This window comes from Stenotrophomonas sp. STEN014, assembly GCF_056760315.1.
Window position 1 is genome coordinate 79,561 of record NZ_JBRREN010000002.1, and the last position, 16,660, is coordinate 96,220.

At 67.6% G+C, this 16,660-nt stretch carries 17 protein-coding genes; 5 read left to right on the plus strand and 12 right to left on the minus strand.

Features of this window, described 5'->3' with window-relative positions; all coding sequences use genetic code 11:
• Positions 1-11 precede the first annotated feature (11 nt).
• The 3 genes from lgt to ACVOMC_RS02915 are packed head-to-tail and all read left to right on the plus strand — an operon-like array spanning position 12 to position 2,205.
• On the plus strand, positions 12-914 hold the full coding sequence (lgt, locus tag ACVOMC_RS02905) for a prolipoprotein diacylglyceryl transferase (protein WP_057506249.1): 903 nt from the start codon (positions 12-14) through the stop codon (positions 912-914).
• Entirely contained in the window at positions 911-1,705 is a 795-nt protein-coding gene (locus ACVOMC_RS02910; RefSeq protein ID WP_481522776.1) for a thymidylate synthase, read from the plus strand. The genes lgt and ACVOMC_RS02910 overlap by 4 nt, the downstream gene beginning before the upstream one ends.
• A gap of 8 nt (positions 1,706-1,713) precedes the next feature.
• The gene (locus ACVOMC_RS02915; RefSeq protein WP_481523057.1) at positions 1,714-2,205 is read left to right on the plus strand and encodes a dihydrofolate reductase; all 492 of its coding nucleotides are present in this window, start codon (positions 1,714-1,716) and stop codon (positions 2,203-2,205) included.
• 68 nt (positions 2,206-2,273) lie between these two features.
• Here the strand turns inward: ACVOMC_RS02915 and ACVOMC_RS02920 are convergent, their stop codons facing one another.
• From ACVOMC_RS02920 to ACVOMC_RS02960, 9 genes are all read right to left on the minus strand, one after another.
• Complete coding sequence (locus ACVOMC_RS02920; RefSeq protein WP_481522777.1) at positions 2,274-3,281, minus strand: symmetrical bis(5'-nucleosyl)-tetraphosphatase; 1,008 nt, start codon at positions 3,279-3,281, stop codon at positions 2,274-2,276.
• On the minus strand, positions 3,281-3,664 hold the full coding sequence (gene apaG / locus ACVOMC_RS02925; protein ID WP_054660314.1) for a Co2+/Mg2+ efflux protein ApaG: 384 nt from the start codon (positions 3,662-3,664) through the stop codon (positions 3,281-3,283). The genes ACVOMC_RS02920 and apaG overlap by 1 nt, the downstream gene beginning before the upstream one ends.
• 49 nt (positions 3,665-3,713) lie before the next feature.
• Positions 3,714-4,526 (minus strand): 16S rRNA (adenine(1518)-N(6)/adenine(1519)-N(6))-dimethyltransferase RsmA, encoded by an 813-nt coding sequence (gene rsmA / locus ACVOMC_RS02930; protein ID WP_481522778.1) that lies wholly within the window; start codon positions 4,524-4,526, stop codon positions 3,714-3,716.
• Positions 4,523-5,503 carry a 4-hydroxythreonine-4-phosphate dehydrogenase PdxA gene (gene pdxA, locus ACVOMC_RS02935; protein WP_481522779.1) on the minus strand — a complete coding sequence of 327 codons (981 nt, stop codon included), beginning with the start codon at positions 5,501-5,503 and terminating at the stop codon, positions 4,523-4,525. Before pdxA ends, rsmA begins: the two co-directional genes overlap by 4 nt.
• A gap of 3 nt (positions 5,504-5,506) precedes the next feature.
• Positions 5,507-6,844: a peptidylprolyl isomerase gene (locus tag ACVOMC_RS02940; protein WP_481522780.1), complete on the minus strand. Its 1,338-nt coding sequence runs from the start codon at positions 6,842-6,844 to the stop codon at positions 5,507-5,509.
• The gene (gene lptD / locus ACVOMC_RS02945; RefSeq protein ID WP_481522781.1) at positions 6,841-9,219 is read right to left on the minus strand and encodes an LPS-assembly protein LptD; all 2,379 of its coding nucleotides are present in this window, start codon (positions 9,217-9,219) and stop codon (positions 6,841-6,843) included. Before lptD ends, ACVOMC_RS02940 begins: the two co-directional genes overlap by 4 nt.
• A gap of 99 nt (positions 9,220-9,318) precedes the next feature.
• On the minus strand, positions 9,319-10,239 hold the full coding sequence (locus tag ACVOMC_RS02950) for a histone deacetylase family protein (protein ID WP_481522782.1): 921 nt from the start codon (positions 10,237-10,239) through the stop codon (positions 9,319-9,321).
• Positions 10,240-10,298: 59 nt separating this feature from the next.
• Positions 10,299-10,853, minus strand: a complete 555-nt coding sequence (locus ACVOMC_RS02955; protein WP_481522783.1) for a cob(I)yrinic acid a,c-diamide adenosyltransferase — start codon at positions 10,851-10,853, stop codon at positions 10,299-10,301.
• 12 nt (positions 10,854-10,865) lie between these two features.
• Entirely contained in the window at positions 10,866-11,447 is a 582-nt protein-coding gene (locus ACVOMC_RS02960; protein WP_481522784.1) for a hypothetical protein, read from the minus strand.
• A gap of 117 nt (positions 11,448-11,564) precedes the next feature.
• Here ACVOMC_RS02960 and ubiH point away from each other — a divergent pair, with 117 nt between their 5' ends.
• Positions 11,565-12,776 (plus strand): 2-octaprenyl-6-methoxyphenyl hydroxylase, encoded by a 1,212-nt coding sequence (ubiH, locus tag ACVOMC_RS02965; protein ID WP_481522785.1) that lies wholly within the window; start codon positions 11,565-11,567, stop codon positions 12,774-12,776.
• On the plus strand, positions 12,773-13,951 hold the full coding sequence (locus tag ACVOMC_RS02970; protein ID WP_481522786.1) for a UbiH/UbiF family hydroxylase: 1,179 nt from the start codon (positions 12,773-12,775) through the stop codon (positions 13,949-13,951). The genes ubiH and ACVOMC_RS02970 overlap by 4 nt, the downstream gene beginning before the upstream one ends.
• A 133-nt stretch (positions 13,952-14,084) precedes the next feature.
• Here the strand turns inward: ACVOMC_RS02970 and ACVOMC_RS02975 are convergent, their stop codons facing one another.
• From ACVOMC_RS02975 to ACVOMC_RS02985, 3 genes are all read right to left on the minus strand, one after another.
• The gene (locus ACVOMC_RS02975) at positions 14,085-14,480 is read right to left on the minus strand and encodes an EF-hand domain-containing protein (protein WP_481522787.1); all 396 of its coding nucleotides are present in this window, start codon (positions 14,478-14,480) and stop codon (positions 14,085-14,087) included.
• A gap of 441 nt (positions 14,481-14,921) precedes the next feature.
• Positions 14,922-15,644 (minus strand): hypothetical protein, encoded by a 723-nt coding sequence (locus tag ACVOMC_RS02980; RefSeq protein ID WP_054660435.1) that lies wholly within the window; start codon positions 15,642-15,644, stop codon positions 14,922-14,924.
• Between the two features lie 64 nt (positions 15,645-15,708).
• A complete protein-coding gene (locus ACVOMC_RS02985; protein ID WP_481523058.1) occupies positions 15,709-16,629 on the minus strand; it encodes an SMP-30/gluconolactonase/LRE family protein in 921 nt (306 codons plus the stop codon).
• Positions 16,630-16,660 lie beyond the last annotated feature (31 nt).

Sequence of the window (16,660 nt, forward strand, 5' to 3'; positions counted from 1 at the left end):
TGCGTGCCCACATGATCTACCTACACGACATAGACCCCGTCGCCTTCTCGCTGGGGCCGATCAAGGTGCACTGGTACGGCATCATGTACCTGCTCGGTTTCGCCGCCGCCTGGTGGCTGGGCCGCGTGCGCATCCGCGCCGGACGTCTGCCGGGCGTGGACATGAACGGTTTTTCCGATCTGCTGTTCTACAGCATGCTCGGCGTGGTGCTGGGTGGGCGCATCGGCTACATGCTGTTCTACGCCAGCGCCGAATGGCTGGCCAACCCGATGATCCTGCTGCGGGTGTGGGAAGGCGGCATGAGTTTCCACGGCGGCCTGCTGGGCGTGCTGATCGCCGGCTGGTGGTGGACCCGCAAGCACAGGCTGCACTTCTTCGACACCATCGATTTCGTCGCGCCGCTGGTGCCGCTGGGTCTGGGGTTCGGCCGGCTGGGCAATTTCATCGGTGGCGAGCTGTTCGGCAAGTTCACCCATGCCGGCTGGGGCGTGATCTTTCCGCATGCGCCGCTGAAGGATGTGCCCGCCGGCCTGCCGAGCATGCAGCAGCTGATGTCGGCCGCGCAGATCCAGCAGGATTACGCCGCCGGTCTGCTCAACCAGTACGCGCGCCATCCCTCGCAGCTGTATGAAGCACTGCTGGAAGGGCTGGTGATGTTCGTGGTGCTGTGGCTGTATTCCAGGACGCCGCGCCCGCGCTATGCCGTGTCGGGTCTGTTCGCGCTGCTGTATGGCAGCTTCCGCTTCCTGGTCGAGTTCGTGCGCATGCCCGACAACGGCGTGTACGTGGCGTTCGACTGGCTGACCCGCGGGCAGATCCTGAGCCTGCCCTTGATCGGGCTGGGGCTGGTACTGCTGGCCCTGTCGCGGCGCGCCCCGGTATTGCAGCCGGCAGTGGCGGGAGAAAAGGCGTGAAGCAGTATCTGCAGCTGTTGCAGCATGTGCTCGAACACGGCAGCGAGAAGTCCGACCGCACCGGTACCGGCACCCGCAGCGTGTTCGGCTGGCAGATGCGCTTCGATCTCAACCAGGGTTTCCCGCTGGTCACCACCAAGAAGCTGCACCTGCGCTCGATCATCCACGAGCTGCTGTGGTTCCTGAAAGGTGACACCAACATCGCCTATCTGCAGGACAACCAGGTGCGGATCTGGGACGAGTGGGCCGACGCCAATGGCGATCTCGGTCCGGTCTACGGCAAGCAGTGGCGCAGCTGGGCCACCGCCGACGGCCGCGAGATCGACCAGATGCAGTGGCTGGTGGAAGAGATCAAACGCAATCCGGATTCGCGGCGGCTGGTGGTCAGCGCCTGGAACGTGGGCGAGCTGTCGCAGATGGCGTTGATGCCGTGCCACAACCTGTTCCAGTTCTACGTGGTGGACGGCAAGCTCAGCTGCCAGCTGTACCAGCGCAGCGGCGACATCTTCCTCGGCGTGCCGTTCAACATCGCCAGCTATGCGCTGCTCACGCATATGGTGGCGCAGGCCACCGGGCTGGGGGTGGGGGATTTCGTGCATACGCTGGGCGATGCGCACCTGTATTCGAACCACTTCGAACAGGCCCGCGAGCAGTTGGCACGCGAACCGCGCGCGCTGCCGACGCTGTGGTTGAACCCGGAAGTGACCGACCTGTTCGGTTTCACCTTCGATGACATCCGCATCGACGGCTATCACCCGCATCCGGCGATCAAGGCGCCGGTGGCCGTATGAGTGCAGCGATGAAGCTGTCGATGATCGCCGCGCTGGATCGCAATCGCGGGATCGGCTGTGACAACGCGATGCCCTGGCACTTGCCGGATGACTTCAAGCACTTCAAGGCGCTGACCCTGGGCAAACCGATCTTGATGGGGCGCAAGACCGCGCAGTCGCTGGGTAGGGCGTTGCCCGGTCGCACCAACCTGGTGTTGACGCGCGGCGGACAGGTGCCGTTCGAAGGGATGCGTGCGGTGGTTTCACTCGATGAGGCCCAGGCGGTTGCCCGGGGCGACGGTGCGCAGGAGCTGTGCGTGATCGGCGGCGGCGAGGTCTATCGCCTGTTGCTGGACCAGGCCAGTGATCTGTATCTGACCTGGGTGGACACCGCGGTGGTGGCCGATACGCATTTTCCGCAAGTGGATCCGGCGCAGTGGCAGGAAGTGGACAGCCAGCCGCACGCGGCCGACGAGCGGCATGCCTTCGCCTTCCGGTTCGCGCACTACGTCCGGCGCTGATCAACAGACCCGTGGGAAACGCCGCGACCTTTGCGTGACCATCGGCGGCTGCGCCGATGGTCCGCGCTTCATTCGCCCGGGGCGGGCTTGTGCGGATTGCCGCCAGGGTGGTTGGTACCACCGCCACGCGGACGATGCCGGCGCGGACGCCGGCGTTGCTCGGCGCGCTCGTGGTTGCCGCCGGCCTCCGGGCGCGGCTCGACACGCCGCTCCGGTTGCGGCCTGCGTGGCGGCTGCGCGCCCGGTACCGGCGCCGGTACATCGCGGCCGGGAACCTGCACCACGCGCAGTTCTTCGCTGTCCAGCTGCAGCGCGGTGAGTTTGCCGCCCCACACCGCGCCGGTGTCGATCGCATGCACGCCCTGGGTGATGGTCAGGCCCAGCGCCGACCAGTGACCGCAAACCATTTTCAGCTCGCGCTCGACCCGGCCCGGGACCTCGAACCACGGATACATGCCCTGCGCCTGGGTGCCGGGCGTGCCTTTGTCTTCCATGCCGATACGCCCGCTGGGGGTGCAGTAGCGCATGCGGGTGAAGATGTTGATGATCGCGCGCGAGCGGTCATAGCCGCTCAGGCCCGGCGACCACGCCGGCTTGTCGCCGTACATGTTGCGGAACAGTTTGCGGTAGCCGTTGCCATGCAGCTGCTGTTCGACTTCCCGGGCGTGCTTTTCGGCCAGCGCCACGGTCCACTTCGGCGCCAGCCCGGCATGGAACATCATCCAGCCCAGCTCGCGGTCCACATGCAGCAGCTTCTGCGAGCGCAGCCACTCCAGCAGCACGTCGCGGTCCTCGGCCAGCACGATGCGCTGCAGGTCCGGATTGACCTTGCGCTGTTCCTCCTCGCTGCGCGCGCCGATGGCCAGCAACGACAGGTCATGGTTGCCGAGCACGGTGACGCTGTGCTCGCGCAGCGAATGCACCAGTCGCAGCGTCTCCAGCGATTGCCCGCCGCGGTTGACCAGATCGCCGCAGAACCAGAGCCTGTCCGCGGCGGGATCGAAGTTGATCTTTTCCAGCAGGCGCTGGGTGACGTCGTAGCAGCCTTGCAGATCGCCAATTGCCCAGGTCGCCATCAGTGCAGCGTCCTGGGAATGGAAAGTACGAACGGCGCGATGGGCGCGGTGAACTCGGTGCCGTCATCGGCGACCATGTCGTAATGGCCCTGCATGGTGCCGCGTTCGGTGCCGAGCATGATGCCGGAGGTGTAGCGGAACTCTTCGCCGGGACGCAGGCGCGGCTGTTCGCCGACCACGCCGTCGCCATCGACATGTTCGACCCGGCCTTCGCCATCGGTGATGCGCCAATGGCGGCTGATCAGCCTTGCGGGCACGGTGCCCCGGTTGTGGATGCGGATCGTGTAGGCGAACGCGAAGCGCCCGTCTTCAGGGGCCGACTGGTCGTCGATGAACCGGGGGGTCACCTCGATCTCGATCGCGTAGTGGCGGGAATCTTCCATGCGGGGAGTGTAAGCAAAAGCAGGTGGTCGGATTGCCCGAACCGTGCGGTCAGACGCGCGGCGCATTGGCAAGCTTGATGAAGTCGGCCACTTCCAGCTGTTCGGCGCGGGCATCGCTGCGCACGCCGGCCGCTTCGAACTGTGCCTCGTCGCAGACGCCGTTGAGGGCGTTGCGCAGTGTCTTGCGGCGCTGGCCGAAGGCGGCCTTGACCACCTCGGCAAAACGCTTGTGGTCGTCGATGCCGATGCTGGACGGATCGCGTGGCACCAGCCGCACCACGGCCGAATCGACCTTCGGCGGTGGCCGGAAGGCGCCCGGCGGTACCACGAACAGCGAGGTCACCTCGCACGAGGCCTGCAGCATCACGCTGAGGCGGCCATACACCTTGCTGCCGGGGCCGGCGGCCATGCGATCGACCACTTCCTTCTGCAGCATGAAGGTCATGTCCGAAATCGCCGCGGCGTGTTCCAGCGCGTGGAACAGGATCGGCGAGGAGATGTTGTAGGGCAGGTTGCCGACCAGGCGGATCTGCGCACCGGCGGCCAGTTCGGTGAAATCGACCTGCAGCACGTCGCGATGGACGATGGTCAGCTCACCCAGCGGCGCGGCGGCCTCGGTCAGAGGCGCGATCAGGTCGCGGTCGAACTCGATGACGGTCAGCTTCGGGTGGCGCCGCAGCAGCGGGAAGGTGATGGCGCCCTGGCCCGGGCCGATCTCGACCAGGCGGTCGCCGGCCTTCGGGTTGACCGCCATGACGATCTTTTCGACGTAGTGCTTGTCAGCCAGGAAGTGCTGGCCGAGCTGCTTTTTCGCAGGAGCGGTGAAGCCGGTGCCGCTGCGCGGGGAATGTGGGGAATTCATCGGGCGATTTTACGTTGTGCAGCCAGCCGGGCACACAGCGCGGTGGCGGCAAACAGGCTGGAAGGATCGGCCACGCCTTTTCCGGCGAGGTCCAATGCGGTGCCATGGTCCACGGCCACACGCGGGTAGGGCAGGCCCAGGGTGATATTGGTGGCTTGCTCGAAACCGCTGTACTTGAGTACCGGCAGGCCCTGGTCGTGATACATGGCCAGCACCGTGTCGAAGCCGGCCAGCTTGGCCGGCAGGAACGCGGTATCGGCCGGCAACGGGCCGATCAGGTCCAGGCCTTCGCCACGCAGCTGTTCCAGCAGCGGGATCATCACCTCGATCTCCTCGTGCCCCAGGTGCCCGTTCTCGCCGGCATGCGGATTCAATCCGAGCACCGCGATCCGTGGCCGCGGCAGGCCGAAATCGCGGCGCAGCGCCGCATGGGTGGTGGTGATGACCTTGCGCAGGCTCTGGGCCGTGATGGCGTCGGCGACCTGACGCAGCGGCAGATGGGTGGTGGCCAGCGCCACGCGCACGATGTCGTTGGCCAGCATCATCACCACCTCCACGCCGGCCTGGTGGGCCAGCAGTTCGGTGGTGCCGCTGTAGGCGATGCCGCCCTGGTTGATCACCGCCTTGTGCACCGGACCGGTGACCACCCCGTCCAGCGTGCCGTCCAGGCAGGCCTGGCCGGCGCCCAGCAGGGCATCGATCACCGCACGGGCGTTGCGCGGATCGGCATGGCCGAACCGCGATGGCGCCGCGTTGCGGATCTCGCGCAGGCGCAGATCGCCGGGCCGTGACGCCTGGGCCTGTTCGGGCAGCAGCTGCAGCGGCAGATCGAGCGCGGTGGCCGCCGCACGCAGCGTATCGGGGTCCGCAAACGCCAACAGCCGGCAATCACTGCGCGGCTGTTGGGCGAGGCGAATGCACAGTTCCGGGCCGATCCCGGAGGGCTCGCCCGGAACCAGAGCGAGCTGGGGAATCATCGGTCAGGGCTGCTGCGGGGTTTCGGCCGTGTTTTCGGCACGGTCACCGCTGCGGAAGCTGACATAGGCCTCGCCACGCAACTCCTGCAGGAAGCGGTTGTACTCGTCTTCCAGCTTGCGGCGGCCGATGGTTTCGCGGATCTGGGCGCGCTTGTTGTCATCGGTCACATCGGTCTGGCGCGAGGCCACGCGCTGCACGATATGCCAGCCGGCATCGGTGCGGAACGGCTGGCTGACCCCGTTGTCGGCCAGGCTTTCGACCTGCTGGCCGAAGTCCGGGCCGAACGCATCGGCCGGGAACCAGCCCAGATCGCCACCTTGCCCCCGGCTGTTGGCGTCATCGGAGGATTCCTTGGCCACGGCCTGGAAATCGGCGCCTCCGACGATGCGCGCGCGCAGGGTTTCGATCTTGGCCCTGGCGGCGGCCTCGTCCTGCTGCTCGGTCACCCGCGCCAGGATGTGGCGGGCGTGGAACTCGGTCACGGTGCGGGTGTCGCCGGCGTTGCTGTCGCGCACTTCCACCAGTTTCAGCAGCTGGAAGCCGCTGGGGCCGCGGATCGGGCCGAGCACATCGCCGGGCTTCAGCGTCTTGATCTGGTTGGCGAACGCGTTGGGGATCTCGTCAGCGCTGCGCCAGCCCAGATCGCCGCCTTCCAGCGCATTGGGGCTGTCGGAATAGCGCACGGCCGCGGCGGAGAAATCCAGCTCGCCCTTGTCCAGCAGGTTCTTGATGCCGTCGACCTTGCTCTGGCCGGTGCTGATCTGCTCGGCGGTGGCGCCTTCGGGCAAGGCCACCAGGATGTGGGCCAGATGGTACTGGGTGCCGCCGGCGTTCTGCTGGGCCAGGGCGGCGTCCACCTCCCCTTCGCTGACGCTGATGCGACTCTGCGCGAAACTCTGGCGCAGGCGCTGCACGATGATCTCCTCGCGCACGGACTTGCGGAAGTCCTCGAAGGAGATGCCGTCCTGGGCCAGGCGCTGGCGCAGGCCCTCAAGCGAGGTGCCGTTCTGCTGGGCGATGCTGCCGATGGCCTGGTTCAGTTCATGGTCGCTGACCCGGATGCCACTGCCCTCGGCGCGGGCGGCCTGCAGCTTGACCAGTACCAGACGCTCCAGCACCTGGCGCTCCAGCACCGCATCGGGCGGCAACTGGACTTCACGGCCGGCGTACTGGCTCTTGATGTTGTTGACCGCGCGCTGCAATTCACTCTGCAGCACCACATCCTCGTCGACGATGGCGGCGATACGGTCCAGTGGCTGCAACTGCTGGGCAGCCACGGGGGCGGACACGCCGGAAAACGCCAGCAGTGTGGCGAGGATTGCAGGTAGGGTTTTGGTCATGGAATCAGATTCGGATCGTAGTCGTCGTCGTTCGCTTCGATGTTGCTGGGCGGAACGAGGTACAGGTCGTCTCGGTTGTAGCCGAGAATAGCACGGCGCAAGGTGCGGTCCGTGTCCTGCCCGACCGAGCTCAACCCCTTGAGCACAAACTCGATCTGGAAGGAGTTGTTGAGATCGCCCTCGCGGTTCTTCACGTAGCGACGGGCCAGTGCACGCACCGCCAGACAGCAGCTGTCCCACTGCACGCCACCGATGATTTCCAGCGGCTTGCGATCGGTATCCAGCAGCGAATAGTAGTAGCGTCCGACCACGCTCCAGCGCGGATTGATCGGGTACAGGAAGGAGAAGTCCACCTGTTTGAGCTGGTCCGAGCCATTACCGGGATTGCGCCGGTAGCGGTAGTTCACGTTGACCACGCCGTCGTCCGGAAGCAGGTAGCGCGCGCGCAGGCTGGCCAGGTCCTCTTTGCGGAACTTGGGATTCCACTGGTAGCTGGTGCCGACTGTCCAGCGGTCGGTCACTGCCCAGTTCATGTCCGCCACCCAGGCCGATTTACCCTGGTCCAGCACCGGGTCATTGGGATTGAGCGTGACCCGTGAATCGTCGAAATAGCTGATCTGGCCGATGCTGGCCGAGAGCTTCTCGCGACCATCGGCCTGGCGGATCAGGCGCGTGGTCAGCGCCGTGGTCAGCTGGTTGGCATCGTTCTGGCGATCGGCGCCGGTATAGCGGGAGTCGCGGAACAGCTGACCCCAGCTGAACGTGAAGGCGCGCGTGTCGAACAGCGGTATGTCGCTCTGGTCACGGTAAGGCGTGTTCAGGTAGAACACCCGCGGTTCCAGGGTATGCAGATAGGACTTGCCGCCGAGGGTGGTCTCGCGGTCGAAGAACAGCCCGGCATCGATGGTGGTGATCGGCAGGCTGCGGGTCGGGTTGCGCTCGCCGCTGAGGCCGTCGGCCAGCTTCCTGTCCAGCTGGTAGGCGGTATAGCGCCAGGCCAGGGTCGGGGTGATGTACCAGGACGCGCCGGCCAGCGGCATCGAGACATAGGGCTTGATGTCCAGGCGTGAACCGCCGGGCCTTTCAGACACACTGCCATCGCGCTCGTATTCGCGGTCCGCGCCGAACTTGCCATGGATGTCGTCATGGGTGAAGCGCACCGCCTCGGCATAGACCCCGGCTTCGAACCAGCGGCCGAAGCTGTCGTCCCAGGTCGCGTACAGGCGCGGCTGGCGGCTGTAGGGGAGCGAGTCCTCGGTCAGGGTGTAGTCGGTCAGCTGCCAGTGGTCGGCCATCAGGCCGGCCGTCCAGGTGCGGCCGGTACCGTAGATGCCGGCGGTGCTTTGCAGGTTGGAGGCGGTGACACCCAGCAGGCGGTTGGCGAAGTCTTCCAGGTAACGCTCGTCGCTGACCCAGGCCAGGCTGGAGCGCGCCTGCCAATGCGTATCAATGTTGTGGTAGCCGCTGAACTCCACTTTGCCGCGATCACGGTCGCGCAGCGAGTCATTGGGCATGTAGGCGGTATCGAGCTGCCCCCGGCCGCCGGAGTACAGATAGCGGAACTCGTTGTCCAGCATCAGCCCGCGCTTGCTCATGTAGCGCGGGGTCAGGGTGTCGTCGTAGTTCGGCGCCAGGTTGAAGTAGATCGGCTGGGCGTAATCGAAGCCGTTGCGGCCGGACAGGCTCAGCTTTGGATAGAGCAGGCCGGTCTGGCGGCGGTCATCGATGGGAAACTTGAAGTAGGGCGCATACAGCACCGGCACCTTGCCGATCCTCAGTACCGCGTTGCGCGCGGTGCCGAAGCCCTCGTCATTGTCCACTTCGATCTGTGGCGCGACGAGTTTCCAGATCGGCTGCGAGGGATCGCAGGTGGTGTAGGTGGAATGGTGCATCTGCCCGATCGCGCCCTGCAGGTCGATCGATTCGGCACCGCCATTGCCCCGGCGCGATACCAGCTGGTACTGGATGTTGCTGATCTTGTGGGTGTCGCTTTCCTGGTTGCCCTCGGCGCGTTCGGCCACCATCCGGATCGACGAATCCGAATAACGCACATTGCCCTCGGCGATGTAATTGCCGGTCTCCGTATCCAGGCGCAGGTTGTCGGTGCCCATGAACTGGTCGCCGCGCTTGAGGATCACGTTGCCCTGGTACTGGGGGACCGTGCTGGTGCCGGTGAGCTCGTTGCCCTCGATGTCGGTGGGCAGCTGCTCGCGGGCCGCGGCGGCGGCCTTGTCGGCCTGCGGGGCTTCGTTGAAGGCGGGCAACACCTCGGTGGCTGGGCACAGGCCCCAGTTCACCGGCTTGTCATCGGCCATGGCAGGCAGACAGATGGCGATGCTCAGGGGCAGGGGCAGCAGACGGAGGGCTCGGCGCACGCGGTTCGATTTCAAAGAAAACGGCCGCTAGCTTGCCGCATCACCTGCATGGGGGCAATGAAGAGTGTCGCGCAGAGCCGGGCAGGGTTCATGCGTGGGCTAGGGGGCCAGCAGGGCCCCGACATGGGCCACGCTGCATTCGCCCAGGGCCTGCAGGTCGTAGCCGCCCTCCAGCATCGACACCACCCGGCGCCCACCATGGCGGTTGGCGATGGCGACCAGCTCGGTGGTCAGCCAGGCGAAATCCTCGGTCTCGACCATCAGGTCGGCCTGCGGGTCACCCCGGTGTGCGTCGAAGCCGGCCGAGATGAGCAGCAGCTGCGGGCGGAAGGCGTCGATCTGCGGCAGCATGTCGTCGGCCCAGGTGTTGCGGAAGCGGAAGCTGTCACTGCCCGGCGGCAGCAGGATGTTGCAGATGTTGCCGACTCCGCGTTCGCGCATGTTGCCCGAATAGGGAAACAGCCCGGACTGGTGGGTGCTGTAGTAGGCCACCTTCGGATCGGCTTCGAAGATGGCCTGGGTGCCATTGCCGTGATGGACGTCGAAATCGACGATGGCGATGCGTTCCAGGCCGTATTTGTCGCGGGCATAGGCGGCGGCGACGGCCACATTGTTGAACAGACAGAAGCCCATCGCGGTATCGGCGGTGGCGTGGTGCCCGGGCGGGCGCACCGCGCAGAAGGCGCGGTTGTGGTCGCGCTCCAGCATCACCGCATCGACCGCGGCCACCCCGGCACCGGCGGCATGGACGGCCGCGCCGGCCGAGCCGGAAGAGGCGAAGGTGTCCAGGTCGATGCGTCGCAGTGGCGCGGTCTGCACCTGCAGGATGTTGTCGATCAGCTCGCGGCTGTGCACGGCGGACAGCTCGCCCAGTTTGGCGGCCGGCGCCTCGCGCCATTGCAGCTGATGCGGGAATGCGTCCTGCAAGGCGGAGATCACCGCGCGCAGGCGCTCCGGCGACTCGGGGTGGTCGATACCGGGATTGTGTTCAAGGCAGGCGGGGTGGGTGAATACCAGCATGTCCGCACTGTAACGGTCGACGCCGCGCAATGCGCGGCGTCAGAAGGGTGGGCCGGGAATCAGCCGCGACGGCGCTCGTGGTTCCACAGCACTTCGCCATGGCCGTCGGCACGGGCCAGGACACGGGACAGCACGAACAGCAGGTCCGACAGGCGGTTGAGATAGCGCACGGCTTCACCGCGCACCTCCTCCACCCGGGCCAGGGCGACGGTCTCGCGCTCGGCCCGACGGACGATGGTGCGGGCCAGATGGCAGCGTGCCGCGCCTTCGCCGCCGGCCGGCAGGATGAAATCCTTCAGCGCCGGCAGGTCGTCGTTGTAGCGGTCCAGGTGCTGTTCCAGCGCGTCGATGTCGGCGGCATGGATGGCGGCATGGCCGGGAATGCACAGCTCGCCGCCCAGATCGAACAGCTGGTGCTGCACGGTGGTCAGCAGCGACCGGATATCGTCCGGAATCTGCACGGCCAGCAGCACGCCGATGGCCGAGTTTGCCTCGTCGACGGTGCCGTAGGCGTTGACCCGCAGCGAATCCTTGCCGGTGCGGCTGCCATCGCCCAGACCGGTGCTGCCATCGTCGCCGGTGCGGGTGTAGATCCTGGAAAGACGGTTGCCCATTGTCCGGCGCCCTCAGTGCGCGGCGCGGTTGGCGGCCGGCTGCCTGCCGGCCACCTCCACCAGTGCCTGCACCACGGCAGCGCCGGTGGTGTACAGGGCGGCGGTGCGCAGGTACGGCAGCAGCCAGTCGGTGTAGTTCTTGGCCCAGCCAGCGAAGGTCGGTTCACTGACCGCGGCGCTGATCCAGTAGAAGCTGCCCTGCGCGATCAGGTGGCACAGCGCCACCGAGCCGATCAGGGTGCCGGCCAGCAGGCCCAGCGACTTCCAGCTGGTACCCGCGTAGCCGCGGCGCAGCAGCATGCCGCCGGCCCACATCGCGAAATAGGCCGGAATCAGCATCCAGTACGCGGCCGAGACACAGTAGTGCTGCCAGAAGCTCATGCCCTGGCTGGAAATCACCGCCCAGTCCACGGCCACGGCCAGCGCCATCAGCGCCGGGAACGCCCAGCGGGTCCAGCTGCGCAGGTAGAAGCCGCCGATGAAGAACACCGCCCACGAGGCATCCGGGACCGGTGCGAAATGGTTGATGCGGGTGCCGGCCATCAGCAGCACGAGCAGTGACAGGATGAGGGCGCGTTGGACGTTGGCGGTCATGTCGATGATCGGGTTCCGTTAATCAGACGGCCATTCTAGCCGCTGTGGCGGGAAGCTGCGGTTGCGGCGCCGCATCGGCGCGGCGAACCGCCGGAGCGAACGCTTTATCATTGCGCCATGAGCAATAACCATGACGTAGTGATCGTCGGTGGCGGACTGGTCGGTGCCAGTCTGGCCATCGCACTGGACCGGCTGGGGCTGGATGTGGGCCTGGTCGAGGCCACGCCCGCCGGCGCGCTGCCGGCGGTGTTTGACCAGCGCAACCTCAGCTTTGCCGCGGCCACGGTCAACGCGCTGACCGGGCTGGGGGTGATGCAGCGGCTGGTCAATCCGGGCGGGCCGATCCGTCGCATCCATGTCAGCCGCGCCGGTGATTTCGGCCGGGTGGTGATGCGTGCCGAGGACTACGGTCGCGAGGCGTTCGGCCAGGTGGTGGTGGCCTGCGATTTCGGCGATGCCCTGGAAGCCGGCCTGGGCGCGCTGAAGCAGCTCACCCGCTACCGCCCGGCGAAGTTTGTCGGCCTGGGGGATTGCGCTGGCGGCCGCCGCGAGGTGGTGATCGCCGGCGATGCCGGCGAGCAGCGCCTGCGCGCGCGGCTGGTGGTGGGCGCCGATGGCACCCGCAGCGCGGTGCGCAAGGCGCTGGGTATCGAGGTCAGCGAGCACGATTACCGGCAGACCCTGCTGGTGGCGCGGATCCGTGCGGCCAAACCGCCGGATGGCAGCGCCTACGAGCGCTTCACCGATACCGGCCCGACCGCGTTGCTGCCGCGTGGCGACCGCCATTACGGCGTGGTCCATGGTGTGGCGCGCGCGCAGGCCGAGGCGGTGATGGCGCTGGACGAGGCGGCCTGGCTGGCACGGGTGCAGGACGCGATGGGCTGGCGCGCCGGGCGCCTGCTGGAAAGCGGTCCGCGCAGCGCCTATCCGCTGATCCAGGTGCTGGCACAGAGGCTGGTGGGCGAGCGTGCGCTGCTGTTGGGCAACGCGGCGCAGACCATCCACCCGCTGGGTGCGCAGGGCTTCAACCTCGGCCTGCGCGATGCGTTGACGCTGGCCGAGCTGATTGGCGACGGCATGCCGGATCCGGGCAGCGATGCGCTGCTCACGGCCTACGTGCAACGGCGTGCGCCGGACCGTGAACAGACCGTGGCCTTTTCCGACGGGTTGGCGCGACTGACCAGCAACGCCACGCCGCTGTTGCGGCCGTTGCGCAGCCTTGGGCTGGTCGCGGCGGCGCAGGCCAGTGCGGTGCAGTCGTTCCTGGTTGGCGGGGCAATGGGATTCCGTGGCCACGTGCCGGAACTGTGCAGGAGCGAAGGGCGATGAGCCGGCGTGGACAATGGGATGCGGTGGTGGTCGGTGGCGGTGTGGTTGGCGCGGCCTGTGCACTGGCGCTGGCCGGTGAGGGCTTGCAGGTGGCGCTGGTGGAGGGCCGCGAGCCGTCGCCGTGGTCGCCGCAGCGGCCGGATCTGCGCGTGTTCGCCTTTGCCGCCGACAACGCCGCGCTGCTGCAGGCGCTGGGGGTGTGGGCACAGATCGAGCGCGCGCAGGTGTGCCCGTACCGGCGCATGTCGGTCTGGGATGCCGCCGGTGGCGGCGATCTCACCTTCGATGCGGACACCCTGGGCCGGCGCGAGCTGGGCTGGATCGTCGAGAACGGATTGCTGGTGGACCGGCTGTGGGCGGCATTGCCGGCGGCCGGAGTGCAGGTGTATTGCCCGGCACGGGTGGAATCGATGGAGCAGGACGCGCACAGCGTGCGGCTGCGCCTGGACGATGGCCGCCGCGTCGAAGCGGCCATCGCCATTGCCGCCGATGGCGGCGAATCGACTCTGCGCACGCTGGCCGGACTGGAGGTCAGCAGGCACGACTATGGCCAGCGCGGCGTGGTCGGCTACATCGACAGTGAGCGGCCCAATGAGGCCACCGCCTGGCAGCGCTTCCTGGATACCGGTCCGCTGGCGGTGCTGCCGTATGAAAAGTACCGCAGCTCGTTTGTCTGGACCCTGCCCGATGCCGAGGCCGAGCGGGTGCTGGCGCTGGATGATGCCGCGTTCGGGCGCGAACTGACCAACGCCTTCGCCGGACGGCTGGGGCCGATGACACCGGTCTCGCCGCGTGCGGCGTTCCCGCTGCGCCGGCAGCTGGCCAAGGCCTATGTCGCCGGCCGCGTGCTGACCCTGGGCGATGCCGCGCATGTGGTGCATCCGCTGGCCGGGCAGGGCGTGAATCTGGGCCTGCGCGATGTGGCCGGGCTGCGTGATCTGGTGCGCCAGGCCCGGCAGCGCCGGCAGGACTGGAGCACGCCGCACCGCCTGCAACGCTGGGCGCGCACCCGTCGCAGCGAGAACACCGTTGCCGCCTACAGTTTCGATGCGATCAACACGCTGTTCTCCAACGACGAGATGCACCTGACCCTGGCGCGCGGCGCCGTGCTTGGCCTGGCCGGGCGGCTGCCGCCGCTGCTGTCGATGCTCTGGAAGCGCGCCGCCGGCGTCTAGCCGGCCTTGCGCCTGCCGGGAGCGCAGTCAACAGCCGGCTCCGCCGCGGGATCATAGGCGGCGGCGCCCCTTCCGGCGGGCGGCCGGGACCCCGTCCAACCGGGGATCGGAAGCGCGCGCCCGGGGCGTGGCTTCAGCGCAGCCAGCCGGCCAGCTGGGCGCGGTCCAGGCGTCCGCTGCGGCTGCTGTCCAGTGCGTTGAACTCGGCATCCAGGGTGGCATGGGCCTTGGCTTCGGCACGGCTGATGAAGCCGTCGCCATCGGTATCCAGCGCCTCGAAGTCGATGCGGTAGTCGCCGATCACGCTGTCGGGCTGGATCGAGCGGACGATGACCTGTGCCTGGTCCGGGGTGGTGCGCACCTGCACCTGGTGGGTGACCTCGCCGCTGGCCAGGGACTGGCGGCGCACATTGGCCGGCGGGTCGGACCGCAGTGGCGCGGTGATTGCCGGGTCCCGCGCAACGCTCTGCGCGTGGGCAGGGCAAAGCGGGGCCAGCAGCAGCGTCAACAGGCAGGAAATCCGGAACATGCACACCTCGTCGCGATAGGGGAACGGTGCCCGCGTTCCGCACCTGCGTGATCGGCTCCATCCGGCCGTCCCGCGGCGCCTTGCCCGGGCGGCCGGTGTGGAGGTGTCGAGCGTATCGACCGCGCGCGCGGTCGAGGGCCGCCTTGGCGTCCTCGCGGCGGAGAAGCCACCGTGGTTGCGGTCCAGCGTGGCGAAGTCGCTATGGTAGCCGCCCCTGCGCGAATGCGGGCGTCGCAGGTCCACAGGACCGGTGCGCCATTCCCGGCGCGGTTGATGTTGCCGGCCTGTCCGCCGAATGCGGCCAGGCTGGCGCTGGGGAGCCGCGCAGCGGCAAATACCCGAGGCGGCCTGTGCATCGCATAACGCCCTGGTGGAGTGGCCGGTGGCGCCCATCTGCGGCAGGCAACGGCCCCTGCACTGCAAAAAAGGCGGTGCCGGGTTTCAGCCCGGAATGAACGGGAATACCAGTTTCAGCAGGCCTTTCAGACCGCCCTCGGCGGTGCTGGCGATGGCCTTGGCACCGAGGCTGTTGAGCGCGCGGCGGACATCGTCCCAGCGCAGCTGGGTGATGTCCTTCTTCAGCAGTTCGGCCACTTCCTCGGCAGTTGGCGCGAGTTTTTCCAGCGCGGCGAGGGTGGCCTGCGGATCGGGCTGCAGGTAGTTCCAGCGTTCGGCGATCTTCAGCAGCGTGTCAAAACGCACCGCCACCACCTCGCGGTTGCGTTCGTACACCGGAATGGCGCCAACCTCGACGATGGCCTGCTCGAAGCGCTGTGCATCGTCGGGATGTTCGATGCGGATGGCCAGAAAGCCCTCCTTGCGGCTGCGCTCGGTGACATGCCGGGTGCCGGCGCGCAGATTCTCTTCGGTCAGCACCGTGGCGACGATGCGCTGCAATGCGGCGTCGCCTTCTTCGGGCACCAGCGCACGCCAGCGCGCGTAGCCGTCGCGGCGCAGTCCTTTGACCTTGGCCGGGGTGACCCGCAAGCGCAGCGCCACGGTGGCGTTGGAGTCGCTGCGGGCGATCGCGCCATCGCGTTCGAGCAGGATGAAGATCAGCAGTTCCAGATCGCGTTTGGTCAGCGACTGGAAGCCCTGCAGCAGCGTCAGCCGCAGGAATTCGGTGCCGAAAGCGGCCGGGTCGTTCAGTTCGATCGCATGCATTGGTTCTCTCCCATGGCCGGCAGCATGCCCGATCGCCGTTGCGCAGGCTGAGACGGCGCCGCCTTCAGCGATGGGGGGCCGGCTGCTGTCCGTATTCACGCCCGGGCTGCTCGGCCTGGAAGGTTTCCACCGCACCGCGGTCCTGCAGCGTGACGAACACCTGGCGGCCATCGGCCCCGCCGAAGGCCACGTTGCTTGGCTTGCGGCCGGTCAGTGGCACTTCGCGCAGCAGCGCGCCCTCGGGCGAGACCACCGCCACCACCCCGGCGTCATAGCGGGCGATATACAGGTTGCCGGCGGCATCGCAGCGCATGCCGTCCAGGCCGTGGTCGTCGAAGCGGATCAGCAGGCGCTTGTTGGAGAGCGCACCGGCCGCATCCCGGTCATAGACCCAGACATTACGCTGCACGCTTTCGTTGACGTACAGGCGGCGGCCGTCGGGGCTGACTTCCACCCCGTTGGTGGTGCCCATGCCGGCCTCGAGCAGCTGCACGCCGCCGGCGCGGTCGATCCGCCACAGCTGGCCGTTGTCGACCTTCGTCCAGTCCGGATCGCTGGCGTAGAGCGTGCCGTCCGGCGCCAGGGCGAGATCGTTGGGCTGGTGGGCGGCGGGCAGGTGGGCGAACACGCGCACCGAGCGGCTGGCCGGATCGATCGCCAGGATGTTGTGGCGCGGGTAGTCGGCCACGTACAGCGTGCCGTCGGCGCCGAAGCGGAGGCCGTTACCGACACTGCCGTCGGGCAATTCGACGAACAGTTCGGCGTTGCCCTGTGCATCGACACGGCCGATGGTGCCGTCGCGGCCGAAATTGACCACGTACAGCGCGCCATCGGGGCCGGTCGCCGGGCCTTCGATACCGGCGGTGAAAACGCCCTCGGCGACGTGGTCGCGGGCCACGAATGCCGGTGTGGCCGCCAGAGCGCAGGCGCTCAGGCTGAAGGTGAGCAGGGCGGCGGCGGGGCGAAACAGGGCGATGCGGGAAATGGCGGCGACCTCCTCAGAACAGGAGGCCGAG